Origin of the sequence: Pseudomonas sp. NPDC085632 (assembly GCF_044541255.1) — a bacterium.
Classification (GTDB): Bacteria; Pseudomonadota; Gammaproteobacteria; order Pseudomonadales; family Pseudomonadaceae; genus Aquipseudomonas.
On record NZ_JBITSX010000020.1, the window covers coordinates 12,053 to 36,244 of the forward strand.

Sequence of the window (24,192 nt, forward strand, 5' to 3'; positions counted from 1 at the left end):
CAAGATGAAGCTCTGCAAGTCAGAACACAGGAAGCTGATCGTGACCGAAGCGTTTATTGTCGTTCAAACCGCCGAACAAGCCGTGGATCGTCTGGCCGAGCTGCATGAGCGGGCCACCACGGCGCTGAACTCGGCGCTCAAGCGTTACCTCAAGGATCGCGTCGAACCCGACGCTGCGCAGCGTGCTCTGTTTCGTTATCCCGAACTGCGTTTGACCTATCACTGCCAGGGCGAAGTCCCGCAGACCACCCGCGCTTACGCCAAGGTGCAATTGCCGGGCACTTACAGCGTCACCGTCACCCACCCGGCGGCGTTCCGCAAATACCTGCTCGAACAACTTGTGCCGTTGATGCACGACTTCACCGTAACCGTGGAAGTCGGCGTCAGCCAACAAAACATTCCCTATCCGTATGTGGTCGAGCAGGGCGATGAACTGGCCGGCTCTGGCGTCACCGCTGCCGTGCTGGCGCGGGTGTTCCCGAGTACCGACCTGTCCGCCGCCACCGATGGCATCGCCGACGGTCTCTACGATTGGGAAAACACCGATCCACTGCCGCTGGCGCTTTTCGACGCCGCACGCGTGGATTTCTCGTTGCGCCGTCTGGTGCATTACACCGGCAGCGACTGGCGTCATGTGCAGCCGTGGATTCTGCTGACCAACTATCACCGCTACGTCGATCAGTTCATCGTCCATGGTCTGGAGCAACTGCGCAGCGACCCGCGTTTCGTGCGCATGGTGTTGCCGGGCAACGTGATTATCGAGAAAGGCATGGATCACGGCGAAGCGTCGGCGATTGCTGCCGGTGTGGTCTGGCACCGCTATCAGATGCCGGCCTATCACCTGATCGCCAGCGATGGCCACGGCGTGACCCTGGTCAACATCGGCGTCGGCCCGTCCAACGCCAAGAACATCACCGACCACCTGGCGGTGCTGCGTCCGCATTGCTGGCTGATGATCGGTCACTGCGGTGGACTGCGTCAGTCGCAGACCATTGGCGACTACGTGCTGGCCCACGCTTACATGCGTCGCGATGGCATTCTCGACCGCGTGGTGCCGCCGAACATTCCGATCCCGGCACTGGCCGAGGTGCAAATGGCGTTGCAGCAGGCAGCGGCGAATGTCACCGGCGAGAAGGGCGACGACCTGAAAAAACGCCTGCGCACCGGTACCGTGCTGACCTACGACGACCGTAACTGGGAATTGCGTTGGGCGCAGGAGCGGCCGTTGATCAACCTGTCCCGCGCGGTCGCGGTGGACATGGAAAGCGGCACGATTGCCGCGCAGGGTTATCGCTTGCGAGTGCCGTACGGCACGTTGCTGTGTGTCTCGGACAAACCGCTGCACAGTGAAATCAAGCTGCCGGGTTCGGCCAACGCCTTCTATGAACGCGCGGTCAGCCAGCACTTGAAGATCGGCATCGAAGCGGTGGATCTGCTGCGCACCGAGCTCAACTCGCTGCACTCGCGCAAACTGCGCAGCTTCGACGAACCGCCGTTCCGCTGATTTGTTGATGGTCATTTAACGGTCAGGCTACTAGCATTGGCAGCCCTGACCGTTAGATGTTCTTTTCGCCATGTCCCGTGCCCCGCGTCCACCTTCCCGCCGTCCTGGCGTGAAGCCACCGTCTGCTTTGCCACGCCGTGTTGCCAAGGCAGCCCCGGCCGAGCCGAAATTGATCCTGTTCAACAAACCCTTCGATGTGCTGACGCAATTCAGCGACGGTGAAGGGCGGGCGACGCTCAAGGATTACATTGATGTGCCCGGTATTTATCCGGCCGGACGCCTTGATCGCGACAGCGAAGGGTTATTGCTGCTGACCAACGATGGGCAGTTACAGGCGCGCATCGCTGATCCGAAACACAAACTGGCGAAGACTTATTGGGTGCAGGTCGAAGGCGTGCCGACGGCTGAGCAGTTGCAGCGTCTGCGTGAAGGCGTCGAGTTGAATGACGGCATGACCTTGCCCGCCGAAGCGCAACAGCTGGATGAGCCTGAGTTGTGGCCGCGCAATCCACCGGTACGCTTTCGCATGACCGTGCCGACTTCATGGCTGGAACTGGTGATCCGCGAAGGGCGCAATCGTCAGGTGCGGCGGATGACGGCGGCAGTCGGGCTGCCGACATTGCGGCTGGTGCGGGTGAGGATTGGCGACTGGACGATCGAAGGGCTTGATCAGGGCCAGTGGAAAGAAGTGCCGGCGCGCTTATAGAGCGCCGGATTCGATCAGGCCGATCACCACACTTTTGATAATGAACGCGGCCACGCCCAGGCCCAGCACGAAGAACAGAATGAACGAGCCAAAGCGCCCGGCCTTGGACTTCTTCGCCAGATCCCAGACGATGAAGCCCATGAAAATGATCAGGATGCTGACCAGGCCGGTCATCATCCACTCTTCAAATACGGCTGGATCCATTGGGGTTCTCCGGCATGGGCGCGGCTAAAAGGGCGCGGCGAGTATACGCCAAGGTGTGTGGGGTGACATTGATCTGGGTCTGATCCGAAGCCTTCGCCCTCACCCTAGCCCTCTCCCAGTGGGAGAGGGGACTGATTGGGGGATGCTCGAGACATACGCCGACCTGAACGTTCTGTTGTGAATCCATAATCGACTCAATCTTTCAGGGCGATGTATGACAGCAGACACCTCGGTCGGCTCCCTCTCCTGGGGGAGAGGGCTGGGCGGGCGGCGTTCCGATGAGGGGGCCTTTGATCAGTTACGCAAATGAGTCAGTGGCAATTCAGTGCTGTTGAGCACCTGATTCAGCACAAAGCTCGAGCGCACGCTGGTCACGCCTTCAATCCGCGTCAAATGCCCCAGCAACAACTTCTGATAGTGATCCATGTCCGGCACCACCACTTTCAACTGGTAATCCGCATCCACGCCCGTCACCAGGCTGCACTCCAGCACCTGCGGCAACGTACGAATCGCGGCTTCGAAATTCTCGAAACGCTCCGGTGTATGCCGGTCCATGCCGATCAGCACATACGCCGTCAGGCTTAGCCCGAGCATCTTGCGATCGAGCAACGCCACCTGGCGCGAAATGTAACCATCGTCTTCCAACTGCTTGACCCGACGCGAACACGGGGAGGGCGACAGACCGATGCGCTCGGCCAATTCCTGGTTGGAGATGCGGGCGTCGCGCTGCAATTCCGCCAAAATGCTCAGGTCGTAACGGTCGAGTTTGCTCATCAATCTGTCCTTGGTTGTAACTATTGCGGCAGATTATCTATCCAGGGTTAAAAATTGCGCAAGTGGTGTTTATTTCAGCAATCTTCGCAATCCTCTGTCGCGGCCTGAGGCCTATTCTTATCACCAGAATCACTGCTCGGTAACACAGTCCACGCGGCCCGCCCTATCAGGCCCGCCGCGGCCGCCACCCCCACCGGGGTTGTGCCGGCCCCCGAGCTGCACACTGTCCAGAAGACGGCGTGAGGTGAGCCGACGTCATAAGCGTCGAGCCAGGACGAAGTTCTCTAGAAGGGAGGCCGACGGGTCTCCCTTTTTTCTTGTCTGCGATTTCATGCCAGACGCTCAATAAATAAGTTGCGCGACTGATAACCTGTTGCAGAACCCGGTGTAGGTATTCCCGGTCTTAGTGACAAGTCCTCTTACATTTACAGGCCCCGCAGTGAGAAAAAGCATGAAGTCGCGCATCTGGCGTCTGGCCGGTGTTGGTTTGCTGTGTGTGAGTGTCAGTGCGCAAGCGCTTGCCGATGAGCCGCAGAATCGTGGACCGGACGGCGGTGGCCATGGTCCGGATCATCAGGGCAATAATCAGGGGCATGGCGGCAACAATCAGCCGCGCCCGCAGAACAATCCATCGCAGAATCAGCCGCAACAGAATCAGCCGCGTCCGCAGAACAACGAGATCATTCGTGGCGACAACAGCCGCCAGTTCGAGCACAACGGCCAGCCGCACAACAACAATGGCCAGTGGCAAAACCACGACCAGAACCGCCCGGCGTACAACCCCAACCCGGTGCGTCAACCGCCACCACCGCCGCAATTGCCGGCCAACAGCCTGCCGATCCAGCCACGGCCCGACGCGGTGCGCCAGACCCAGGAACCGCGCCAGGGTTACTACCGCGACGAGCGTCCGCAAAACGGCTACAACAATCAGCATTGGCAGACCAACAACCGGCCCAATGACAATCGCTGGCCGGGTCGTCCCGACGGGCATGGCAACGGTTGGGGCCCTGGCCCGCAATACCGGCCGGGGCATGTGATCGACCGCTTCCCGGATCGCGATTACCGCGTGCCGTATCGTGGCCAGGATTACTTCTTCTCCGGCGGCTACTGGTATCGCCCGCAAGGCCCACGCTACATCGTCGTGCAACCGCCGCGCGGGATTCGCATCCAGTATTTGCCGGATTACGCCCGTGAAGTGTGGATTGGTGGTTCGTTGCTGTTCCTCGCCGCCGGTTCCTACTACGCGTACCAGGAAGCGACGCAGGATTACGTAGTGGTCGAGCCGCCGGTTCAGCAACAACCGCAGCCGCAATCCCAGGGCTATGACGTCGAAGCGTATCCGGCCAACGGCCAGTCGCCGGAGCAAGTGCAGCAGGACGGATACCAGTGCTATCAGTACGCCGTACAGCAAAGCGGTTTCGACCCGCGCACCGCGACCTATCAACCGGCGCCCGAAGTGGTGCAGGCGTACCGCCAGGCTCAGGGCAATTGTCTGAGCAGTCGCGGTTATCAGGTTCAGTAAGAGCAGCTGTGAGCTGCAAGTTTCGAGTTACAAGCTTGAAGCTTGTGGCTCGCGACTTGTAGCTGCTTTTATCGGATCGGCGTGCACCAGCACTTCGGCTCGCGGGTAAGCCTTGTGGATGGCATCGGCGGCTTGATCGCTGATGCCGTGGGCCACTGACAGAGTCAATTCCCCCGGCAATTCCAGGTGCAACTGCACGAACCAGTGGTTGCCGGAGATCCGCGTGCGCAAGTCATGCGCGCCCAGCACCCCCGGCACATTGCAGGCGAGTTCGAGCATGTGTTGACTGACGTCCGTCGGCAGCTCCTCATCCATCAACACCGAAAAACTTTCCCGGGCGATCTGGATTGCGCTCCACAGAATGTACGCAGCAATCCCCAAACCGAACCACGCATCCAGTTGCTCGAAACCAAACCCGGCGAGGATCAGCGCAATCAGAATGCTGCCGTTGAGCAGCATGTCCGAGCGATAGTGCAGCGAATCCGCGCGTACCGCGTTGGAGCCGGTCTGCTTGATCACCCGATGCTGCAACAACAGCAACGCCGCCGTCAGCAACAGCGAAAACACGATCACGCCGATGCTCAGCCACGGCGCGCCAAGCGGCTGCGGATCATGCAATCGCTCATACGCCTGAAACGCGATCAACACCGCACTGCCACCAATGAACAACGCCTGCGCCATGCCCGCCAGCGATTCCGCCTTGCCGTGGCCATAACGGTGATCGTCATCCGCCGGGCGCAGCGCGTAATGCACCGCCAGCAGATTGAGCATCGAAGTGACACCATCCAGCGCCGAGTCGGTGAGGCCGGCGAGCATGCTCACCGAACCGCTGAGCCACCAGGCAATGGCTTTGGCGACGATCAGCGTGCAGGCGACCGCCACCGAGGCGCGGGTCGCCAGCCTGAGCAGGCGAGCATGTTCGGGGCTGGAGGTCATTGCGTTTCCTTTTTAAGCGGCCGGTTGCAGGCCGAACATCGCCAGTTGTTGCGTGCTGCCCTTGTGTTGAATCAGGCGCGGGTCATCCAGAGGGAAGTCACGTCCCAATTCACTTTCGAGAATAGCCTGCAGCTTGTGATTATCGACCTGACCGTCCGGGCCGATGGCTTGCTTGAGCTTGGCCGGATCGATCTGCGCGGTGTGGCCCGGTTCGAAATAGATCGCACCGGTGGCGAAGTCGACGGCAAACGCGATCAGCCCGGGAATGATGTAGAACAGGAGGCCCACGGCGTCGAGCACGGCAATCGCCGGATCGACCTTGCCGTCGATCTGACCGCGACGGTCCGGGTAGAAAATCGAACCGCACGCCGTGATTTGCGTGAGCAGGGTGGCGACCAGTACACCGCCGATCAGGCGAAAAGGTAAGCGCATGGGAAATCTCCTGAGTCATCTAAGAACGAAGCGTCGTCGTGTGAAGTTAAGACCCTGACGAACGCCTTGCAGTTCGCCGTTATACTCGGGCCTCTGTTTTGGAGCCAGCATGAATTCTTTGCCGATCGATGACGTTTTACCCGCCCTGCGTGAAGCCTTGGCGACACGCCACGAAGCCGTGCTCGAAGCACCGCCCGGCGCCGGTAAAACCACGCGCGTGCCCTTGGCCTTGCTCAATGAAACCTGGCTGGCCGGGCAGACCATTCTGATGCTTGAACCACGCCGTCTGGCCGCGCGTGCAGCAGCGGAGCGTCTGGCCAGTGAGCTGGGCGAGAAGGTCGGGGAAACCGTCGGTTATCGCATTCGTCTCGACAGCAAGGTCGGCCCCAATACGCGTATCGAAGTGGTCACCGAAGGCATTCTCACCCGCCGCTTGCAGGATGACCCGGCGCTGGAAGGCGTGGGCTTGCTGATCTTCGACGAATTTCACGAGCGTAGCCTCGACGCCGATCTGGCACTGGCCTTAAGTCTGAACGGTCGCGACCTGTTTCGAGCTGAACAGCCGCTGAAGATTTTGCTGATGTCGGCCACGTTGGAAGGCGAGCGTCTGGCCGGGTTGCTGGATGACGCGCCGATCCTGCGCAGCGAAGGGCGCATGTATCCGGTGACGATGCGCTGGGGCCGGCCGTTTCAACCCGGCGAATACATCGATCAACGCGTCACGCAGACTGTTCTCGAAGCGCTGCACGATGAAACCGGCAGCCTGTTGGTGTTCCTGCCGGGGCAGGCGGAAATCCGTCGCGTGCATCAACAATTGGCTGACGCGATTGGTGAGCGCAGCGATGTGTTGCTCTGCCCGTTGCACGGTGAACTCGACCTCAATGCGCAACGCGCGGCGATCGATCCGGCGCCTGCGGGCCAGCGCAAAGTGGTGTTGGCGACCAACATTGCCGAAACCAGTCTGACCATCAACGGCGTGCGCGTGGTGATCGATGCCGGGCTGGCGCGGGTGCCACGTTTTGATCCCGGCAGCGGCATGACGCGTCTCGATACCCAGCGGATTTCCAAGGCCAGCGCCACTCAGCGTGCGGGTCGGGCAGGGCGACTGGAACCGGGTGTTTGTTATCGCTTGTGGTCGCAGGATCAGCACGAACAACTCGCGGCTTATGGCAGTGCGGAAATTCTTTCGGCGGATCTTGCCAGCCTCGCCCTGCAACTGGGGCGCTGGGGCGTAACACCGGGCGAACTGGTCTGGCTCGACGTTCCGCCGGCTGCCGCTTATGCACAGGCGCAGGATTTACTGCAAAGGCTCGGTGCGCTGGAAGGTGAGGCGCTGACTTCCCACGGTCAGGCCATGGCTGAATTGCCGGCGCATCCGCGCATCGGTCACCTGTTACTACGCGGTCAGGCGTTAGGCCTGGCGAACATGGCGTGCGATGTTGCCGCACTGCTTGGCGAGCGCGATATCTTGCGTGGCGCGGGAGCTGATCTGCACAGTCGTCTGGTACTGCTCTCTGGTGAAGAGCGTGCCGCCCGAGGTGCGCAGGGCGGTGTGCAGCGTGCCAAGCAACTGGCGCGGCAATATCGCAGTTATCTGCGTGGCAAGGCGAGTGAGCCGTTCAGCGATCCAGATCATCCGCGTTGGCTCGGCGCGTTGCTGGCGCTGGCCTATCCGGATCGCGTTGCGCAACAGCGGCGCGCCGGCGGTGCCGAATATCGTCTGGCCAATGGTCGCGCCGCGTTGTTCGCCGAAGCCGACAGCCTGATGAAAGAGCCATGGATCGTCATCGCCGATCTCGGCAGCCGTCAGGGCCAGCGCGAGGAACGGATTTATCTGGCGGCGGATTTCGATCCGGCGCTGTTCGATTCGGTGCTCGCCGAACAGGTGCGCAATGTCGATCAACTCGACTGGGACGAACGCGAAGGCGTGCTGCGTGCCGAGCGGCAACGCAAGGTTGGCGAGCTGATTCTCAGCCGCGAGCCGTTGACAGGTCTCGATGAAAATGCGCGCAGTCAGGCGCTGGTCAATCTGGTGCGGCGCAAAGGTCTGGAGCTGCTGCCATGGACGCCGGAGCTGCGTCAGTGGCAGGCGCGGGTGGCGTTGTTGCGCCAGTTGGAGTTGGGTTCGCAAGCTGAAAGCCAGTGGCCGGATGTCAGTGATGCGACGTTGCTCAACAGTCTCGAAGATTGGCTGATGCCGTATCTGGGCAAGGTCTCGCGGCTCAGCCACTTTGCCAACCTGGACCTGTCGAGCATCGTGCGTAACCTGCTGCCATGGCCATTGCCGCAAAAGCTCGATGAACTGGCGCCGCATCATTTGAGCGTACCGTCGGGTTCATCGATTCGTCTGGACTACCGCGAGTTCCCACCGATTCTGGCGGTGCGTTTGCAGGAATTGTTTGGTCTGGCGGACACGCCGCGCATTGCCGGCGGACGGCAGGTGGTCAAGTTGCATCTGCTGTCGCCGGCGCGGCGGCCGGTACAGGTGACGCAGGATCTGGCCAACTTCTGGCGCAGCACCTATGCCGAGGTGAAGAAGGATTTGAAGGGGCGCTATCCAAAGCATTATTGGCCAGACGATCCGTTGGTGGCCGAGGCAACTGCGCGGGCCAAGCCGCGCGGCACTTGAAGCTCAAAAGATCGCAGCCTGCGGCCGCTCCTACAGGGGTTGCGATATTTTTGCGGTTAATTGTTCACGGCAATAATCGGCGAACAACTGCGCCGGTTTGGTCAACTGCCCACGTTTGAGCCACGCGGCGACCAAGCCTGAACCGGTAACGTCTTCGACGATGTCCACGCACACGACTTTCTTGCCGTCGTAGGTGCATTCCGAATGCGGTTTGGTCACCAGAATCGAGAAGCCGAAACCCTGGCCGACCATCCCGCGTACCATCTCGATCGACGGCGAGCTGAACTCGATGCGCGGCGTCAGCCCCAATTCTTCAAACAGGCTGACGAAGTAGGTTCGGCTCGGCTGCACATCGAGCAGGATCATCGGATCCAGACACAGATCGCGCAGCGACACCTGCTTGTACTGGGCAAAGCGATGATCCGCCGGCAACAGCGCGTAGGGGCGTTGCGCCGGCATCAGCGGTTCGGTCTGGATGGTCGCATCGAGTTCATGTTCATAAAGAATCACCAGATCGAACGCGCCTGACGTCAGGCCTTGCACCAGCTCTTGCTGTTCACCGTCGCGAATGCGGATTTGAACGCCCGGATACAGCGCCGAGAACCCGGCGATCAACTGCGGCAGGTACAACGGCGCGACCGTTTCGAAACAACCAATATCGATTTGCCCGGCGACCACGTCGTTGTCGGCGAGGGCGTTCTGTTCGAACTCCTTGGCCATGCGCAGCAACTCTTGAGCCTTGCGAAAAAACCGTGCACCGCTTGGCGTCAGTGACACACCTTGGGCGTGATGACGGATCAGCAGTTGCACACCGAAGCTGTCTTCCAGTCCTTTGATCGCGGTGGAAATCGCCGGTTGCGCGATGTACAACTTGCGCGAAGCTTCGGCAACGCTGCCGCATTCGACGGTGGTGATGAAGTATTTCAACTGACGCAAATTGTAGGCGGCCACGGCAAACCTCAGGACGAGCGGACTCGACTTCAAAGCAATTTGTGCGCCGCCACGTCCTTTGCGCGACGATGTTTTTATCCTTCAACCATAGCCATCTGCACAGCGTTTGGGGGAAGTCATTGCCCAGTGTTTTTATTGCCTGCGAAGACATTTTTACTATTTTTAGCCCGTGCGGGCCTGAGCGACCATCGAGGCACAATAACGCCTCAGGAGCATCCGTCGTGTTCGAGCTTGCAGAGTGGCAGCGCCGTGCCGTTGCATTGAAGTTTCCCGACCAGGCCGTGATCGACGGCCAGCATTGCACCGCCCAATCGGGGCAGACCTTCGCCGCAATCAACCCGGCGACCGGGCAATGCCTGGCGAATGTCGCCGCGTGCGGTGAGGCGGATGTCGACGTCGCAGTGCGCAATGCGCGACAGGTGTTTGCGGCCGGTATCTGGTCGCAACGCTCGCCGGCCGAGCGCAAGCAAGTGCTGCTGCGTCTGGCTGATTTGCTGATGATTCATCGTGAAGAACTGGCCTTGCTCGATTCGCTGAATATGGGCAAACCAGTCATGGATGCCTACAACATCGACGTGCCGGGCGCTGCCGGGGTGTTCCGTTGGTACGCCGAAGCCATCGACAAACTTTATGATCAGGTCGCACCCAGTGCGTCGAATGTGTTGGCGACGATCACTCGTGAAGCACTGGGTGTGGTGGCCGCCGTAGTGCCGTGGAATTTCCCGTTGGACATGGCGGCGTGGAAGCTCGCGCCGGCATTGGCGGCGGGGAATTCGGTGATCCTCAAACCGGCCGAGCAGTCACCGTTTTCGGCGTTGCGTCTGGCTGAGTTGGCGCTGGAGGCGGGGCTGCCAGCGGGTGTGCTGAACGTCCTGCCAGGGCTTGGCGAACAGACCGGCAAGGCGTTGGGTTTGCACGCGGATGTCGATTGTCTGGTGTTCACTGGCTCGACCCAGGTCGGCAAATATTTCATGCAGTATTCCGCGCAGTCGAACCTCAAACAGGTATGGCTGGAGTGCGGTGGCAAGAGCGCCAATCTGGTGTTCGCCGATTGCCAGGATCTGAATCTGGCGGCGGAGAAAGCGGCGTTCGGGATTTTCTTCAATCAGGGCGAAGTCTGCTCGGCCAATTCGCGCTTGCTGGTGGAACGTTCGATTCATGATGAGTTTGTTGAGCGCTTGAAAGCCCAGGCTGAGCGCTGGTTGCCGGGCGATCCGCTGGATCCGCAGAGCAGCGCGGGGGCGATTGTTGATAGCAGGCAAACGGCGAGCATCATGCGCTTTATTCGCAGTGCCGAGCAGTCAGGGGCCACGCGGGTTTGTGGTGGGCAGCAGCGGCGAATTAATGGGTCGGACAATTTTATTGATCCGACGATTTTTACCGGTGTGACAGCTGATATGCCGCTGTTTCGCGAAGAGGTGTTTGGCCCGGTGTTGGCGGTGGTGCCGTTTGACAGCGAGGAAGAGGCGCTGCGGCTGGCCAATGACAGCGTGTACGGACTGGCGGCGTCGTTGTGGACCGATGACCTCAACCGCGCGCACCGCGTGGCGCGGCAGCTGCGCGCGGGTACGGTGTCGGTCAACACGGTGGATGCGCTGGATGTGACGGTGCCGTTTGGCGGCGGCAAGCAATCGGGGTTTGGCCGCGATCTGTCACTGCATTCGTTCGACAAATACACCCAACTGAAAACCACCTGGTTTCAGTTGCGCTGAAACCGCGTCCTCCCCATCGCGAGCAGGCTCGCACACACTGGATCTATGCCGCACTGAAGATCCCTGTGGGAGCGAGCCTGCTCGCGAATGCGGTGGGTCAGGCAACGAAGGTTTCGGCTGACCTTCCGCCATCGCTGGCAAGCCAGCTCCCACAGGTTTTTATTGGTGTTCACAAAAACCGGGGTACCACTGAGATCCCTGTGGGAGCTGGCTTGCCAGCGATGACATTCGCCCAGTCACCGAAAATCCCCGCTCTGCACCCTCCTTGAGCATCCCCGCCAACTCCGCCCTTTAGCAGTGCGCACTAGCCAGTTTTTTCATCATTTGCAGCCAACAATTTCCTGATTTTCCTCACCGCGCACATGGGCCACCATCGATCTTGCCCGCCAGCCGAATGTTGTCCGCCCAAGCGTCCGCGAGAGACCAACGGCAGCAACTGCACAACGGCCGGCGACCGTACTGCCCATGACAAAACTAAATCAACAGCGTCGGGAGTGCTCCATGATCAAGTCCTTGTGTCTCCGTCTCACTCACCCTCTGGCAATCACTGCTCTTGCCGCCACGGTCGCGACCAGCGCCCAGGCCGGGACCCTGTCCATCGGCCACACCACGTGGGTCGGCTACGGCACCCTCTATCTGGCTCAGGACCTGGGCTACTTCAAGGAAAACGGTCTGACCGTCGAATTGCCGGTGGTCGAAGAGGCGTCGATGTACATGGCCGCGCAGGCGTCCGGGCAACTGTCCGGCTCGGCGTCGACCATCGATGAAGTGCTCAAATACCGCCCGCAGTTCTGCTTCAAAGCGGTCGCGGCGCTGGATGACAGCCATGGCGGCGACGGCGTGCTGGTCGGCAAAGACGTCAAGAGCCTGCAGGAACTCAAGGGCAAATCCGTCGCGGTCAACGAGGGTTCAACCTCGCAATTCTGGCTCTCCTACCTGCTGAAAAAGAACGGCATGAAGATGAGCGACATCACCGTGCAGAACATGACCGCTGACGATGCCGCCACCGCGTTCATTGCCGGCCGCGTACCCGCCGCCGTCACTTGGGAACCGCACCTGTCGATGGTCCGCGACAAGCAGCAAGGCAAAGTGTTGATCGACAGCAGCAGCACCCCCGGCGTGATCGTCGACGTGGTTGCGCTCAATTGCAGCGTCATCGACAAGCAACCGGAAGACGTCAAAGCGCTGGTCGCCGGTTTGTACAAAGCCGTGCAATACACCAAGGATCATCCGGAAGACGCTTACAAAATCATGGCCAAAGGTGTCGGCGGTTACCTGTCCGATCCGAAGGAACTGGCCGCCGCCGCGCAAGGCGTGCGTTTCTACGATCAAGCCATGAGCGAGAAGCTCTTGGGCTCACCGGGCAAACCGGGTGACAGCGCAGCGCTGATCAAACTGGCCAACGAAACCGCCAGCGAATTGCAGGGCAAACCTTACAACGTCAGCAACGACGAGCTGGTCGACAACCGTTTCGTCAGCCCGCTCTAGGAGGTGTGCAATGTTCAAGCGCAATTCGTGGCTGAGCCGCAGCCTCACACCGAAAACCTCCCTACCCGTGCAAGTGGTGTGGAGCGCCAGTGGTCTGGCCTGGGTGTTGTTGGTCGGCCTGTGGGCCGGGTTATCTTACGGCGGCATCGTCCCGGGCATGTTCCTGCCAACGCCCGGCGCGGTGGTTGAAGCCGCCGTGCGCCTGAGCCGCGACGGCACCCTCGGCACGCATGTCTGGGCCAGTGTCGAAGTGGTGATGGTCGGCTTCATTGTGTCGTCGCTGGTGGCGGTGCCGTTGGGGTTGCTGATGGGCAGTTTCCGCATCGTTCAGGCGTTCCTTGAGCCGCTGGTGAACTTCATTCGTTACCTGCCGGTGACCTCGTTTGTGCCGCTGTTCATCTTGTGGATCGGCATCGGTCTGGAGCAGCGCGTGTCGGTGATTATCTTCGGCGTGTTCTTCCAGCAACTGGTGATGATCGCTGACGTGTCGAAGGGTATTTCCAAGGACTTGATCAACGCCTCTTACACCTTGGGTTCCAATCGCCGCGATGCGGTGTTGCATGTGATCGCGCCGGCCTCGGTGCCGGGAGTACTCGACACTTTGCGCGTCACCATGGGCTGGGCCTGGACCTATCTGGTGGTGGCTGAACTGGTCGCCGCGTCCAGCGGTTTGGGTTACCTGAGCCTGAAAGCCATGCGCGGTTTTCAGGTCGATGTGATTTTCCTCGCCATCGCGATCATCGGCCTGCTCGGGCTGATCACCGATCAACTGTTCCGTTTTCTCCGCCTGAGGGTTGCCGCATGGGCTCAGTGACTGCTGCCAATCATCGTTTCATCGAACCTGTCGCGACCCCGGCGCTAGCCGCGCCACGCTTGCAGGTGGACAAAGTCAGCCTGCGTTACAAGAAGCCCGACGGCGGCACGTTTACTGCTCTTGAAGAGGTGTCGTTCGAGGTGCCGGATCAGCAGTTCGCGGTGCTGGTCGGGCCATCGGGTTGCGGCAAGTCGAGCCTGTTGTACCTGACTGCCGGTCTGGCTGAGCCGACCTCAGGTGAGATTTATGTTGGCGGCCAGCAAGTTCAGGGACCGGGCGCGGATCGCGGCATGGTCTTCCAGAGCTACACGCTGTTCCCGTGGCTGACCGTGCGGCAGAACGTCGAGTTCGGCCTCAAACGCCGCGGCATGCCGGCGGCGCGGCGCAAGGAGATCGTCGATTATTACGTCAACGAAGTTGGCCTCGGCGGGTTCGCCGACAACTACGCCAAGCAACTGTCGGGCGGGATGATGCAGCGCGTGGCGATCGCCCGCGCGCTGGCCAATGATCCGCAGATTCTACTGATGGACGAACCGTTCGGTGCGCTCGATAGCCAGACACGTCTGCAGATGCAGCAGTTGTTGCTGCGGGTGTGGGGCAACAGCAAGAAGACCGTGTTGTTCGTCACCCATGACATCGACGAAGCCATTCTGCTCGGCGATCGGGTCTATGTGATGGGCGCAAAACCGGGGCGGATCAAGCAGATTCTCGATGTACCGATCGAGCGTCCGCGCTCACTGGACATGGTCATGGAGCGCTCGTTCATCGACATGAAACGGCAGATCTTCGGGCTGTTGCATGACGATCTGGAAGAAGTGCATTAATGCGCAGATACACAACACCTGTGGGAGCAAGCTCGCTCCCACAATGTGATTTCACTGCTGGGCAAACACGGTTTTGACCCATCCCTGCAGGGTGTATTTCTGGTAGATGTGTTCAGGCACATCGACATACGGCTCAGAGATGAACCGTTCCGGAATCACCGGATTGGCCTCATCGATCACCAGAATATTCGCCGGGTTGTAAAAGTCATAGTCGACCACGCTCTGGTTGGTGGTAATGACTTTTTTGCGGGAGGCCATGGCTTCGAAGAAACGAAAGCTCAGCCCCGCCTGACCGGGCTTGGCAATGTCGAGAATGATTCGCGAGCGCTTGACCAGTTCGCCCACCGATTCCAGCGACATCCTCTTCTCGAAAAAGGTGATAGCCGGATGCGTACCTGGAATCGGTTTGCTCTGAACCAGAAATTTGCAGTCGGTGATGCCGAGCCGATCAAATTCCCGTACCAGCGCTTCGAGGGCGGGAACCCTGTCCTTGCCCGCCATCACTACGCAGGCCGAGTATTCATCGGGGTCGCCGTCTGCGACGTAATCGTCGTAAATGAAATTGTGCAGTTTTTTCAGGCCGTGGCTCTTGGCATTTTCCGGGTCGAATGAAAACACCTGGTCATACGCGGCAAGTTCTTCACGGCTCATCGGCCATCGACTGAAGCTGTCGTACAGGTAAGCGATCTTTCGATCAGAGGTTTGCAGGCCGGCTGTAACCTGTTTGGGATCGATCTGTGCCGGATTGATGATGAGCGCTACGTCAAATCGTCCCGATGTACGAATTGTCTTCTTGAACAGCCGCAACCGATCCCAATGTTTCAGCCAGCGACGAATGATTTTCGGGCTTCGTGCAAACCTGTCGGGCATTGAAAACGTATCGATAAAGCAGACGTCATTATCGATGCTCAAATAAGCAGCCAATTTGCGGGCATAACCGCCGATGTCTTTGCAGACCAGTAAGATTTTCATAGGCGTCCATGTCGAGTTCAAGACATGGAGCTTAGTTCCCGGTTTTGCATTTGCTTTTGTTTCTGTCGCCGCTACGGCGCCGCCGGCAGCAGGAAGCGCGCAATCACCGGCAGATGATCGGAAATTCGCAACGTATCGTCCTGGCGCACCATCGCTTCCACCCGTTTGATCTTCGGGCTGTAAAACAGATAGTCGACTGTTCGATCCGGGCCATTCAGGCCGGGGTCGTTGGGATAGTGGGTCAGCCACTGCGCACGGTCGATGCCGCTGGCTTCGTTGTTGGTCGGGATCATCGGGTACTTGTCCCACAGCAGATGCAATTCGCTGTCGGCGGAGTAGGGCGTGCGCTGCTCGGCGGGGAGGCGACGAAACTGGCCGAGCGGCAGCAGGTTGAAGTCGCCACCGATCAACCACGGCAAGCCCTGGCTTTCGTACTTGTCGAGCACTTTGGCCACGGCGGTCACTTGTGCCAGCGCGGTGTCATTTGGTTGGCTGGCGCGTTCAAGGTGGGTATTGAACACGGTGAGCTGTCCGCCGTCACTCAGGGGCAGTTTGGTCGCGAGCAGGGCGTCTTTCGGCTGGAATTGACGACTGATGAAGTTAGTCGCAGCGACCGGCAATTGCAGGCGTTCGGCGTGTTCGATGCGGTAGCGGCTCAGGGTTGCCAACTGGCGGCCAACGCTGCCGAAGATGTGTCGATCAGGGACGAACTCGGCTTTCCAGTCAAATGTGCTGGCGCTGCACGGATACAGATCGGCGACGCGTTCCTGCAACAGCTTGAGCTGGTTCTGATAGTCGCTGGCCTTGGCACCGTCATCGAGTTCCTGCAGCAGCACCACATCGGGCTGCTCGTCACGGATAACCCGTGCCACTTCGTCGAGGCTGAAAGCCATGTCTTCCAGCGTCGGCGCTTCATCTGTGCCCTGGGCCAGATCATTCCAGAACACGTAGCGCTTGCCCGCCAGATACTGCACGTTCCAGGTCATGGCTTTCAGCGCCTGGCCCGGTACCAGTGTCGGTGGCGTCCCCGTGCAACTGACCGGCAGGGTTTCGCGGGCGTCCGGGCGCCAGGTCAGGCTGAAGATCAGCGCGCCAATCAGCACGAGGGCGAGCACAGAAAGAAACAGGGTGTAGCGCAGTAGACGGGTCATGGCTCGGCTTATAGCGTTACAGAAAGTGGCCCCGAGCATACCTGACGGCCGTCTCGAAGCCCAAGCACAGTGCTGTCAGACCACTCTGTCGCGTTTGTCAGGCAATTCGCTGATCAGCATGAACAGGCGAAACAACACCACGCTGGTGAACAGTTGCAGGAAGCTGTGAGCGCTGTCGATCAGTATCGCGATAACCGGGTTTTGCGGCTCGGGATAGACCGCCAGCGTCGCGCCTTTGAGCAGCCACAGCGGCGTCATCACGCAGAGAATGCACAGCAGGATTCGCCAGAAATGCCCACGGGTCAGGCGCAGGCTTTCTTTCATCGCCTGCAAAGGCCCCATGCCGCGCAGCACCAGCAGGTATTCGCCGAACGCGAGCATGACCATCAGCATCAGGCCCGGCAAGAAGTACAGCGACAGGCCCAACAAAATCAACAAGGTGTTCAGCGCCGTGAGCAAAGCGAAACGTGGCCACAGGGTCGCGGCCATTGCCAGCAGGTCACGGTTGCGCGGCGCCTCGCCACGGCTGCGCGCATCGAGGAACAGGATCAGCGCTGCGGTGTACAGCGGATACACCAGCAGACCGACGACGATACTGATCGCCGAGATGTTTTCCGGCCCGCTGGCGCGATCGACCACTTGTTGCAGAAACGCTTCGAAAATCACCAGCGGCAGGCACAACCGCACGATGCTGCCCAAATGGCGTTTGAAAAAATACAGAGAGTCGCGCAGCACTTCGAGGGCATTCATCAGTCGGTATCGCAGGTCGAAAACAGTGGCTCACTTTAACCGATGATGGCTGGCGCGACACAAACGTAAACATTCGGTAAAGGTCATTGAAACGTTTTGTCACCGTCTCCATTACAGGAGAGCACCTCGGCCAACGTGGACGAGGGCAATGTTATCCCCGGCAATCTACGAGGTCGCCATGAACAGCGAAGAGCAAACCCTGATCGATGGACTGTTTTCCCGGCTGCAACAGGCCGAAACGGAGGCAGCCCCGCGCGATGCACAGGCTGAGGCGCGGATCAAGGAACACCTGACCCGCCAGCCGGCGGCAGGTTATTTCATGACCCAGGCGATTCTGGTGCAAGAGGCTGCGCTCAAGAGCCTCGATGAGCAGAACAAGCAACTGACGCAGCAAGTCCAGCGTTTGCAGGCTGAGTTGCAATCGGCCAAGGCGCAGAGTGCCGCACCGGCGCCGAGCGGCGGTGGCGGTTTCCTGTCGAGCATTTTTGGTGGCAGCCAGCGTCCGGCGCCGACCCAGAGCGCGCCAGCCTCGACTGGCGGCTGGCGCGAACCGGCACCGCAGCAGAATTACGCGGCCCCGGCGCCACAACAGAACTTCGGCGCGCCACCACCTAACTACGCGCAACAAGCTGCTCCGGCTGCCGGCAGCAGCTTCCTCGGAGGCGCCTTGAAAACCGCCGCGGGTGTGGCCGGTGGCGTGATGCTGGCGCAGGGCATCAGCAGCCTGTTCCATCACAACCAGCAGCCGGAAGAAATCGTTGAAGTGATCAAGGAAGAGCCGGCGCAGGTCGCTGACCAGAGCAACAACGGTTGGGGCGATGATCAGCGTGTGGCCGATAACGGCTTTTCTGGCAATGATCAGGGCGGGTTCACCGACACCGACTACAGCGACGACAACTCATCGTTCTTCGATGACGACGATTCCTTCGTCTGACTCACCACTCGTCCGGAGCCCCTTGGGGCTTCGGGCCGATTATTCGCGGAACCCTCCTGATGGCTGGCATACTGAGCGCCTTTTTCGGGCCTGGCGCCTGATCCCGCTTCGTGCGCTTGCGCGCCCACAGGAACTCCGGTGAAAAAAATCGCAGTGTTCGCCGACGTGCAGAACCTCTACTACACCGTGCGTCAGGCCTATGGTTGTCACTTCAACTACGCCGCATTGTGGGCCGACATCAGCAAGGACGGGCAGATCGTCGAGGCCTACGCCTATGCGATCGACCGTGGTGACAGCAAACAACAGCAGTTCCAGCAGATCCTGCGCAACCTCGGCTTCACCGTGAAGCTCAAACCCTACATCCAGCGCAGCGACGGCTCGGCCAAGGGCGACTGGGACGTGGGCATCACCCTCGACATCATGGACGCCGCCGATCACGTCGACGAAATCGTCCTGGCCTCCGGTGACGGTGATTTCGACATGCTGCTGGAGCGCATCATCAGCAAACACGGCGTGCAGGCAGTCGCCTATGGCGTGCCGGGCCTCACCGCCAACTCGCTGATCCGCGCCGCCAGCCGTTATGTGCCGATTGAAGGCGCACTGTTGCTCAAGAATTGATTTGTACGGAGTTGAACCCGGTTTGGAACGCATTGCAGTCATCGACTTTGAAACCACCGGCCTCTCGCCGAACAGCAGCTGCCGCGCCACGGAAATCGCCGTGGTCATGCTGGAAAACGGCCGCATCGTCGAGCGTTACCAGAGCCTGATGAACGCCGGCGTACGCGTCCCCGCGTTCATCGAACAACTGACCGGCATCAGCAACGCCATGCTGCGCACTGCGCCGTCGGCCGAGCAGGTGATGAACGAGGTCAACGAGTTCGTCGGCTGCACGCCGCTGGTGGCGCACAACGCCTCGTTCGACCAGAAGTTCTGGGACTTTGAACTGGGGCGGATCAAGCGCACGCGGTTGCAGAATTTTGCCTGTTCACTGTTGCTGGCCCGGCGTTTGATGCCAGCCGCGCCGAATCACAAGCTCGGCACGCTGACCACGTTTGCGCGCCTGCCGCACACGGGGCAGGCTCACCGGGCCATGGCCGATGCCGAAATGGCGGCGAATCTGATGGCGCATCTGGCTGAAGAGCTGCGCGGCAAGCATGGGATCAGCGAGCTATCGCATGACCTGCTGTGCAAACTGCAGAAAGTCCCGGCTGCGAAAGTCAGCGAACACCTGCAACGCTACCGCTGATGCCACCCAATCCCCTGTAGGAGCTGCCGAAGGCTGCGATCTTTTGATCTAGAGGTGAAAGATCAAAAGATCGCAGCATCGTTTCACTCGTCAGCTCCTACAGGGGAGGGAAGATTGTTCCGGTGCAGGGAGAGGGGCGGTCACGCGATTTATTCACTTGCCGTTGTTTTCGATCTGGCCTAACGGCACACGCTTTTCGATGGCGCTAGACAACACAATCGACGTCTTGCTGAAGCCAAACTTCGCCACCCGATTGATCAACTCCTCCAGCTCCGTCATCGATCCCACCGCGGCTTTCATCATCACGCACGGATCGCCCGTCACTCGAAAGCATTCGGTCAACTGTGGGATTTTTACCAGTTCGTCGTAGACCTTCTGACTGCCGTTCTGGTGCAGGCGCAATTCGATCATGCACTGGATCGGCAGGCCGATTTTCGACAGGTCGATTTTCGCCTCATATCCGGTGATCACCCCGGAGGCTTCAAGCTTGGCCACGCGCTCGGCGACGGCAGGGGCGGAGAGGTTCACCTTGCGCGCCAGGTCGGCGTAGGACGCTCGGCCGTTTTCCAGCAGGGCGCTGAGCAGCATGCGGTCGTATTTGTCCAAGGGAAATCTCCTGAAAATGCCAGACTTTCGAAATCTCGGTTTAACCAGGAGATCTCCGTGATTTCCAAAGTGTACCGGCGCTATAAACAGGTTTTGTAGCTTATTTTTGTCCGTGCGCCTTTCTAGAATAATCCATCCCCTGACCCAGACTTTCGAGCTGCCCATGCCTGCCTTGCGCCGTTTTTCCTTGCCGCTGATCGCCGCGTTTTTCGCGCTGTACGTGATTTGGGGATCGACCTATCTGGTTATCCGTATCGGTGTCGAGTACTGGCCGCCGCTGATGCTCGGCGGTGTGCGCTTCGTGATCGCCGGTACGTTGATGTACGCGTTCCTCCGCTGGCGCGGGGCTCCGGCGCCAACCTGGGCGCAGTGGAAAGCGGCGGGAATCATCGGCATTTTGCTGCTGAGTTTTGGTAACGGCGCGGTGAGTGTGGCCGAGCACACCGGTGTGGCTTCGGGTGTGGCGGCATTGGCGGTGGCGACGGTGCCGCTGTTCACGTTGCTCTGTGGCTATTTCTGGGGCGCGCGTAATACCCGCCTGGAATGGGCCGGAGTGGCGTTGGGGATTATCGGCATTGCCATGCTCAACATGGGTTCCAACCTGCAATCCAGCCCGATGGGCGCAGCATTGCTGATTTTCGCGGCGGCGACCTGGGCGTTCGGCTCGGTGTGGAGCAGACATTTGCCGTTGCCCCAGGGCGCGATGGCCAGCGCGGTGGAGATGCTGGTCGGCGGTGTGGTGCTGCTGATTGGCAGCGCGGCGAGCGGTGAACACCTGCAAGCGCTGCCGCCGGTTGAAGGCTGGCTGGCGCTGGCTTACCTGATTTTCTTCGGCTCGATCATCGCCTTCAATTCCTACATGTACCTGCTCAAGCACGTGCGTCCGGCGGCGGCGACCAGTTATGCCTACGTCAACCCGGCGGTGGCGGTGTTGTTGGGGATTGTCTTTGTTGGCGAGACCATCGGGATCGAAGAAGCGCTGGCGATGCTGGTGATCATCAGCGCGGTGGTGTTGATTGGCTTGCCGCAGTGGCGCCGTCCGGCGCAGCCGCCAGTCGTAGAGCCGACAGCCGTTCCCACAGAAACGCGTACGAATTAGGGTAAACTGCGCGGCATTGCATGCCCGCGTCATTTTTTCCTACGGTACTCCCATGACTTTCGCCACCCTTGGCCTGATCGAACCTTTGCTGCGCTCCCTCGAGACGCTCGGCTACCAGACCCCGACGCCGGTTCAGGCGCAAGCCATTCCGGCCGTGCTGGCCGGTCGTGACCTGATGGCTGCCGCCCAGACCGGCACCGGCAAGACCGCCGGTTTCGCCTTGCCGCTGCTGCAGTTGCTGGCCATGGAAGGGCCGAAAGTTGCTGCCAACTCGGCGCGTGCGCTGATTCTGGTGCCGACCCGCGAGCTGGCCGAGCAGGTTCATGAGTCTGTGCGCCAGTACGCCGAAAACCTGCCGCTGCGCACTTATGCGGTTTACGGCGGTGTCAGCATCAATCCGCAGATGATGAAGCTGCGCGGCGGCGTCGATGTGCTGGTCGCCACGCCGGGTCGCCTGATCGACCTGTTCCGCCAGAACGCGCTGAAACTCGATCAGCTGCAAACCCTGGTGCTGGATGAAGCCGATCGTATGCTCGACCTGGGCTTCTCCGAAGAACTGGCGAACATTTATCGCATGCTGCCGAAAAAGCGCCAGACGCTGCTGTTTTCCGCGACGTTCTCCGATGATATCCGCCTGCTGGCCGGGCAGATGCTCAACGATCCGCTGACCGTCGAAGTCAGCCCGCGCAACGTCGCGGCCAACACCGTCAAGCAGTGGATCGTTACGGTAGACAAGAAGCGCAAGGCCGAACTGTTCGTGCATTTGATGCGCAAGAACAAGTGGAAGCAGGTGCTGGTGTTCGCCAAGACCCGCAACGGCGTCGATGCGCTGGTGGAAAAACTTCAGGGCCTGGGTGTGAATGCTGACGGTATCCATGGTGATAAACCGCAAGCAACCCGTCAGCGGGCGCTGGATCGTTTCAAGCTCAGTGAAGTGCAGATTCTGGTCGCGACTGACGTTGCGGCGCGGGGACTGGATATTGAAGATTTGCCGTTGGTGATCAATTTCGATCTGCCGATCGTGGCTGAAGACTACATTCACCGTATCGGCCGCACGGGCCGTGCTGGCGCGACGGGCGAGGCGATCTCGCTGGTCTGTGCGGATGAGGTGAACATGTTGTCGGCGATTGAAATGCTGACGCGGCAGACCTTGAAGCGTCAGAACGAGCCGGATTTCGAGCCTGAGCATCGTGTGCCGGATACCGATGCCAGTGGTCAGGTGATCAAGAAGCCGAAGAAACCGAAGAAGCCGAAAGCGTCGGGTGGTGGTGGCAAGCGCAATCTGGGCAAGTGGGTCGACAGCGGCGAGACGCAGGCGCCGGAGCCTTCGGTCAAGCCTGTGCGTAAAGTGCCGGTGTTTAATACCGGGCCGCGTAAGCGCAAACCTTAAAGTCAAAAGCCCCTCATCGGAACGCCGCCCGCCTAACCCTCTCCCCGAGGGAGAGGGGACTGATTGGGGGATGCTCCCGAAGTACGCCGACCTGATTCTTCTGTTGTGAATCCATAATCGACAGAGCTTCGCCAGACACCTCGGTCGGTTGGCCGAAGCCATAATCGACTCGGTGTTTCAGGTCGATGTTGGACGCCAGACACCTCGGTCGGCTCCCTCTCCCTCTGGGAGAGGGCTGGGGTGAGGGTTCAGGCAGACGCCTTGGACTTGATCCATTGCACGATACCCAACCCCGCCGCCCGCCCACTGGCAAAACACCCCGTCAGCAAATAGCCGCCCGTCGGCGCTTCCCAATCGAGCATCTCCCCCGCACAGAACACCCCTGGCAACGCCTTGAGCATCAAGCGCTCGTCCATCGCCTCAAACGTCACGCCGCCAGCACTGCTGATCGCCTCGTCCAATGGTCGGGTTTTCAACAATGTCAGCGGCAGTGCTTTGATCGCCCGCGCCAATAACGCCGGATCGGCGAAGGTTGCCGCATCAGTCAACTCACGCAACAACGCCGCTTTAACCCCATCAATCCCGACCTGACTGTGCAGATGCTTGGCCATCGACCGCGAGCCACGGGGCTTGCTCAACGCCGCCTGCAATTTATCCACAGGCCGGCCGGGCAACAGATCAATGTGAATAACCGCCGCGCCATGCTGATTGATCGCCTCACGAATCGGCGCCGACAGCGCATAAATCAGACTGCCTTCAATGCCCGTCGCAGTGATCACGCATTCGCCCAGGCGCGGTACATCATCATTCAAACCAATGGCGATATTTTTCAGCGGCGCGCCGGCGAATTTGCTGACCATCAATTCGCTCCAGGCCTGCACCTCGAAGCCGCAATTACTCGGCTGCAATGGCGCCAGTCCTACGCCGCGTTGCTCCAGCGGCAGCATCCACGCACCGTCGGAACCGAGGCGCGACCAACTGCCGCCGCCGAGGGCGAGCAAGGTGGCGTCGGGTTTGACGGTGATTTCACCTTCCGGGCTGTCGATGCGCAGCGCACCGTGTTCGTCCCAACCGAGCCAGCGGTGGCGGGTGTGGATAACTACGCCGCTGTCGCGCAGGCGTTTGAGCCAGGCGCGCAGCAGCGGGGCGGCTTTCATGTCGGTGGGGAATACGCGGCCGGAGCTGCCGATAAAGGTTTCGATGCCCAGATCGTGAATCCATTGGCACAACGCATCGGCGTCGAAACCGCGCAGCAACGGTGCGATTTGCGGCGCGCGCTCGGCGTAACGCGAGAGGAACGCCGGGTAGGCTTCGGAGTGGGTGATGTTCATCCCGCCGACGCCGGCCAGCAGGAATTTACGCCCCACCGAGGGCATGCCGTCGTACAGGTCGACGCGAATTCCAGCCTGGCTCAGTACTTCAGCGGCCATCAGGCCGGCAGGGCCACCGCCGATGATGGCGACGTGAGCAGGGGAGGAGGCGGAATTCTGAGTCATGGCATGCGCTGCGGTATGGCGGGATAAGGCGCGCATTCTAACAGCGCAGATC

General features: G+C 60.2%; 22 protein-coding genes. 13 read left to right on the forward strand and 9 right to left on the reverse strand.

All coding sequences use genetic code 11. The features are described from left to right. Positions 1 to 4 precede the first annotated feature (4 nt). A complete protein-coding gene (amn, locus tag ACIF4X_RS14900; RefSeq protein WP_161986511.1) occupies positions 5 to 1,504 on the forward strand; it encodes an AMP nucleosidase in 1,500 nt (499 codons plus the stop codon). Positions 1,505 to 1,574: 70 nt separating this feature from the next. Then, complete coding sequence (locus ACIF4X_RS14905; RefSeq protein ID WP_397482717.1) at positions 1,575 to 2,210, forward strand: pseudouridine synthase; 636 nt, start codon at positions 1,575 to 1,577, stop codon at positions 2,208 to 2,210. On the opposite strand, the gene ACIF4X_RS14910 is transcribed toward ACIF4X_RS14905, so the two are convergent. Further along, complete coding sequence (locus ACIF4X_RS14910) at positions 2,205 to 2,414, reverse strand: DUF2788 domain-containing protein (protein ID WP_003228500.1); 210 nt, start codon at positions 2,412 to 2,414, stop codon at positions 2,205 to 2,207. The two genes, ACIF4X_RS14905 and ACIF4X_RS14910, sit on opposite strands and share 6 nt — an antisense overlap. Before the next feature lie 294 nt (positions 2,415 to 2,708). After that, positions 2,709 to 3,188, reverse strand: a complete 480-nt coding sequence (locus tag ACIF4X_RS14915; RefSeq protein WP_008081091.1) for an Lrp/AsnC family transcriptional regulator — start codon at positions 3,186 to 3,188, stop codon at positions 2,709 to 2,711. 451 nt (positions 3,189 to 3,639) lie between these two features. On the opposite strand from ACIF4X_RS14915, the gene ACIF4X_RS14920 reads away from it, so the two are divergent. Further along, positions 3,640 to 4,710, forward strand: coding sequence for a DUF6515 family protein (locus tag ACIF4X_RS14920; protein ID WP_397482718.1), 1,071 nt, complete (start codon positions 3,640 to 3,642; stop codon positions 4,708 to 4,710). Positions 4,711 to 4,737: 27 nt separating this feature from the next. Here the strand turns inward: ACIF4X_RS14920 and ACIF4X_RS14925 are convergent, their stop codons facing one another. Both ACIF4X_RS14925 and ACIF4X_RS14930 read right to left on the reverse strand, forming a co-directional pair. Further along, positions 4,738 to 5,646: a cation diffusion facilitator family transporter gene (locus ACIF4X_RS14925; RefSeq protein ID WP_397482719.1), complete on the reverse strand. Its 909-nt coding sequence runs from the start codon at positions 5,644 to 5,646 to the stop codon at positions 4,738 to 4,740. Positions 5,647 to 5,658: 12 nt separating this feature from the next. After that, on the reverse strand, positions 5,659 to 6,078 hold the full coding sequence (locus ACIF4X_RS14930; protein ID WP_034153788.1) for a hypothetical protein: 420 nt from the start codon (positions 6,076 to 6,078) through the stop codon (positions 5,659 to 5,661). A gap of 109 nt (positions 6,079 to 6,187) precedes the next feature. On the opposite strand from ACIF4X_RS14930, the gene hrpB reads away from it, so the two are divergent. Further along, entirely contained in the window at positions 6,188 to 8,707 is a 2,520-nt protein-coding gene (gene hrpB / locus ACIF4X_RS14935) for an ATP-dependent helicase HrpB (RefSeq protein ID WP_397482720.1), read from the forward strand. 30 nt (positions 8,708 to 8,737) lie between these two features. Here the strand turns inward: hrpB and ACIF4X_RS14940 are convergent, their stop codons facing one another. Further along, the gene (locus ACIF4X_RS14940) at positions 8,738 to 9,658 is read right to left on the reverse strand and encodes a LysR substrate-binding domain-containing protein (protein WP_397482721.1); all 921 of its coding nucleotides are present in this window, start codon (positions 9,656 to 9,658) and stop codon (positions 8,738 to 8,740) included. Between the two features lie 221 nt (positions 9,659 to 9,879). Between ACIF4X_RS14940 and ACIF4X_RS14945 the strand changes: the two genes are divergently transcribed. The 4 genes from ACIF4X_RS14945 to ACIF4X_RS14960 all read left to right on the forward strand — a co-directional run bounded on the left by ACIF4X_RS14945 (position 9,880) and on the right by ACIF4X_RS14960 (position 14,496). After that, positions 9,880 to 11,370, forward strand: coding sequence for an aldehyde dehydrogenase (locus tag ACIF4X_RS14945; protein ID WP_397482722.1), 1,491 nt, complete (start codon positions 9,880 to 9,882; stop codon positions 11,368 to 11,370). A gap of 501 nt (positions 11,371 to 11,871) precedes the next feature. Then, complete coding sequence (locus ACIF4X_RS14950) at positions 11,872 to 12,858, forward strand: ABC transporter substrate-binding protein (RefSeq protein ID WP_397482723.1); 987 nt, start codon at positions 11,872 to 11,874, stop codon at positions 12,856 to 12,858. Between the two features lie 10 nt (positions 12,859 to 12,868). Continuing rightward, positions 12,869 to 13,672 carry an ABC transporter permease gene (locus ACIF4X_RS14955; RefSeq protein WP_397482724.1) on the forward strand — a complete coding sequence of 268 codons (804 nt, stop codon included), beginning with the start codon at positions 12,869 to 12,871 and terminating at the stop codon, positions 13,670 to 13,672. Beyond that, entirely contained in the window at positions 13,660 to 14,496 is an 837-nt protein-coding gene (locus ACIF4X_RS14960) for an ABC transporter ATP-binding protein (protein ID WP_397482725.1), read from the forward strand. The genes ACIF4X_RS14955 and ACIF4X_RS14960 overlap by 13 nt, the downstream gene beginning before the upstream one ends. A gap of 1,043 nt (positions 14,497 to 15,539) precedes the next feature. Here ACIF4X_RS14960 and ACIF4X_RS14965 read toward each other — a convergent pair. Together ACIF4X_RS14965 and ACIF4X_RS14970 are read right to left on the reverse strand one after the other, a co-directional pair. After that, a complete protein-coding gene (locus ACIF4X_RS14965; protein ID WP_397482726.1) occupies positions 15,540 to 16,619 on the reverse strand; it encodes an endonuclease/exonuclease/phosphatase family protein in 1,080 nt (359 codons plus the stop codon). A gap of 75 nt (positions 16,620 to 16,694) precedes the next feature. Then, positions 16,695 to 17,369, reverse strand: coding sequence for a YciC family protein (locus ACIF4X_RS14970; RefSeq protein WP_397482727.1), 675 nt, complete (start codon positions 17,367 to 17,369; stop codon positions 16,695 to 16,697). A 178-nt stretch (positions 17,370 to 17,547) separates the two neighbouring features. Between ACIF4X_RS14970 and ACIF4X_RS14975 the strand changes: the two genes are divergently transcribed. The 3 genes from ACIF4X_RS14975 to ACIF4X_RS14985 all read left to right on the forward strand — a co-directional run bounded on the left by ACIF4X_RS14975 (position 17,548) and on the right by ACIF4X_RS14985 (position 19,549). Beyond that, positions 17,548 to 18,303 carry a DUF2076 domain-containing protein gene (locus tag ACIF4X_RS14975; protein WP_397482771.1) on the forward strand — a complete coding sequence of 252 codons (756 nt, stop codon included), beginning with the start codon at positions 17,548 to 17,550 and terminating at the stop codon, positions 18,301 to 18,303. 138 nt (positions 18,304 to 18,441) lie between these two features. Further along, positions 18,442 to 18,921 carry an NYN domain-containing protein gene (locus tag ACIF4X_RS14980; RefSeq protein WP_007949802.1) on the forward strand — a complete coding sequence of 160 codons (480 nt, stop codon included), beginning with the start codon at positions 18,442 to 18,444 and terminating at the stop codon, positions 18,919 to 18,921. Between the two features lie 22 nt (positions 18,922 to 18,943). Further along, entirely contained in the window at positions 18,944 to 19,549 is a 606-nt protein-coding gene (locus ACIF4X_RS14985; protein ID WP_397482728.1) for a PolC-type DNA polymerase III, read from the forward strand. Positions 19,550 to 19,702: 153 nt separating this feature from the next. Here the strand turns inward: ACIF4X_RS14985 and ACIF4X_RS14990 are convergent, their stop codons facing one another. Continuing rightward, a complete protein-coding gene (locus ACIF4X_RS14990; protein WP_397482729.1) occupies positions 19,703 to 20,155 on the reverse strand; it encodes an Lrp/AsnC family transcriptional regulator in 453 nt (150 codons plus the stop codon). 163 nt (positions 20,156 to 20,318) lie between these two features. Here ACIF4X_RS14990 and yedA point away from each other — a divergent pair, with 163 nt between their 5' ends. Next, a complete protein-coding gene (yedA, locus tag ACIF4X_RS14995) occupies positions 20,319 to 21,254 on the forward strand; it encodes a drug/metabolite exporter YedA (RefSeq protein WP_397482730.1) in 936 nt (311 codons plus the stop codon). 52 nt (positions 21,255 to 21,306) lie between these two features. Next, positions 21,307 to 22,644: a DEAD/DEAH box helicase gene (locus tag ACIF4X_RS15000; RefSeq protein WP_093434676.1), complete on the forward strand. Its 1,338-nt coding sequence runs from the start codon at positions 21,307 to 21,309 to the stop codon at positions 22,642 to 22,644. A 248-nt stretch (positions 22,645 to 22,892) separates the two neighbouring features. Here ACIF4X_RS15000 and ACIF4X_RS15005 read toward each other — a convergent pair whose 3' ends face one another. After that, positions 22,893 to 24,140 (reverse strand): TIGR03862 family flavoprotein, encoded by a 1,248-nt coding sequence (locus ACIF4X_RS15005; protein ID WP_397482731.1) that lies wholly within the window; start codon positions 24,138 to 24,140, stop codon positions 22,893 to 22,895. Positions 24,141 to 24,192 lie beyond the last annotated feature (52 nt).

Excerpts from the sequence above, each read along its gene's own strand:
- ACIF4X_RS14960 (WP_397482725.1), top strand. The coding sequence starts at position 13,660 with ATGGGCTCAGTGACTGCTGCCAATCATCGTTTCATCGAACCTGTCGCG.
- ACIF4X_RS14950 (WP_397482723.1), top strand. The coding sequence starts at position 11,872 with ATGATCAAGTCCTTGTGTCTCCGTCTCACTCACCCTCTGGCAATCACT.
- ACIF4X_RS14970 (WP_397482727.1), bottom strand. The coding sequence starts at position 17,369 with ATGAATGCCCTCGAAGTGCTGCGCGACTCTCTGTATTTTTTCAAACGC.
- hrpB (WP_397482720.1), top strand. The coding sequence starts at position 6,188 with ATGAATTCTTTGCCGATCGATGACGTTTTACCCGCCCTGCGTGAAGCC.
- ACIF4X_RS14920 (WP_397482718.1), top strand. The coding sequence starts at position 3,640 with ATGAAGTCGCGCATCTGGCGTCTGGCCGGTGTTGGTTTGCTGTGTGTG.
- ACIF4X_RS14925 (WP_397482719.1), bottom strand. The coding sequence starts at position 5,646 with ATGACCTCCAGCCCCGAACATGCTCGCCTGCTCAGGCTGGCGACCCGC.
- ACIF4X_RS15000 (WP_093434676.1), top strand. The coding sequence starts at position 21,307 with ATGACTTTCGCCACCCTTGGCCTGATCGAACCTTTGCTGCGCTCCCTC.
- ACIF4X_RS14955 (WP_397482724.1), top strand. The coding sequence starts at position 12,869 with ATGTTCAAGCGCAATTCGTGGCTGAGCCGCAGCCTCACACCGAAAACC.
- amn (WP_161986511.1), top strand. The coding sequence starts at position 5 with ATGAAGCTCTGCAAGTCAGAACACAGGAAGCTGATCGTGACCGAAGCG.
- ACIF4X_RS14910 (WP_003228500.1), bottom strand. The coding sequence starts at position 2,414 with ATGGATCCAGCCGTATTTGAAGAGTGGATGATGACCGGCCTGGTCAGC.
- yedA (WP_397482730.1), top strand. The coding sequence starts at position 20,319 with ATGCCTGCCTTGCGCCGTTTTTCCTTGCCGCTGATCGCCGCGTTTTTC.
- ACIF4X_RS14975 (WP_397482771.1), top strand. The coding sequence starts at position 17,548 with ATGAACAGCGAAGAGCAAACCCTGATCGATGGACTGTTTTCCCGGCTG.
- ACIF4X_RS14930 (WP_034153788.1), bottom strand. The coding sequence starts at position 6,078 with ATGCGCTTACCTTTTCGCCTGATCGGCGGTGTACTGGTCGCCACCCTG.
- ACIF4X_RS14965 (WP_397482726.1), bottom strand. The coding sequence starts at position 16,619 with ATGACCCGTCTACTGCGCTACACCCTGTTTCTTTCTGTGCTCGCCCTC.
- ACIF4X_RS15005 (WP_397482731.1), bottom strand. The coding sequence starts at position 24,140 with ATGACTCAGAATTCCGCCTCCTCCCCTGCTCACGTCGCCATCATCGGC.
- ACIF4X_RS14915 (WP_008081091.1), bottom strand. The coding sequence starts at position 3,188 with ATGAGCAAACTCGACCGTTACGACCTGAGCATTTTGGCGGAATTGCAG.
- ACIF4X_RS14905 (WP_397482717.1), top strand. The coding sequence starts at position 1,575 with ATGTCCCGTGCCCCGCGTCCACCTTCCCGCCGTCCTGGCGTGAAGCCA.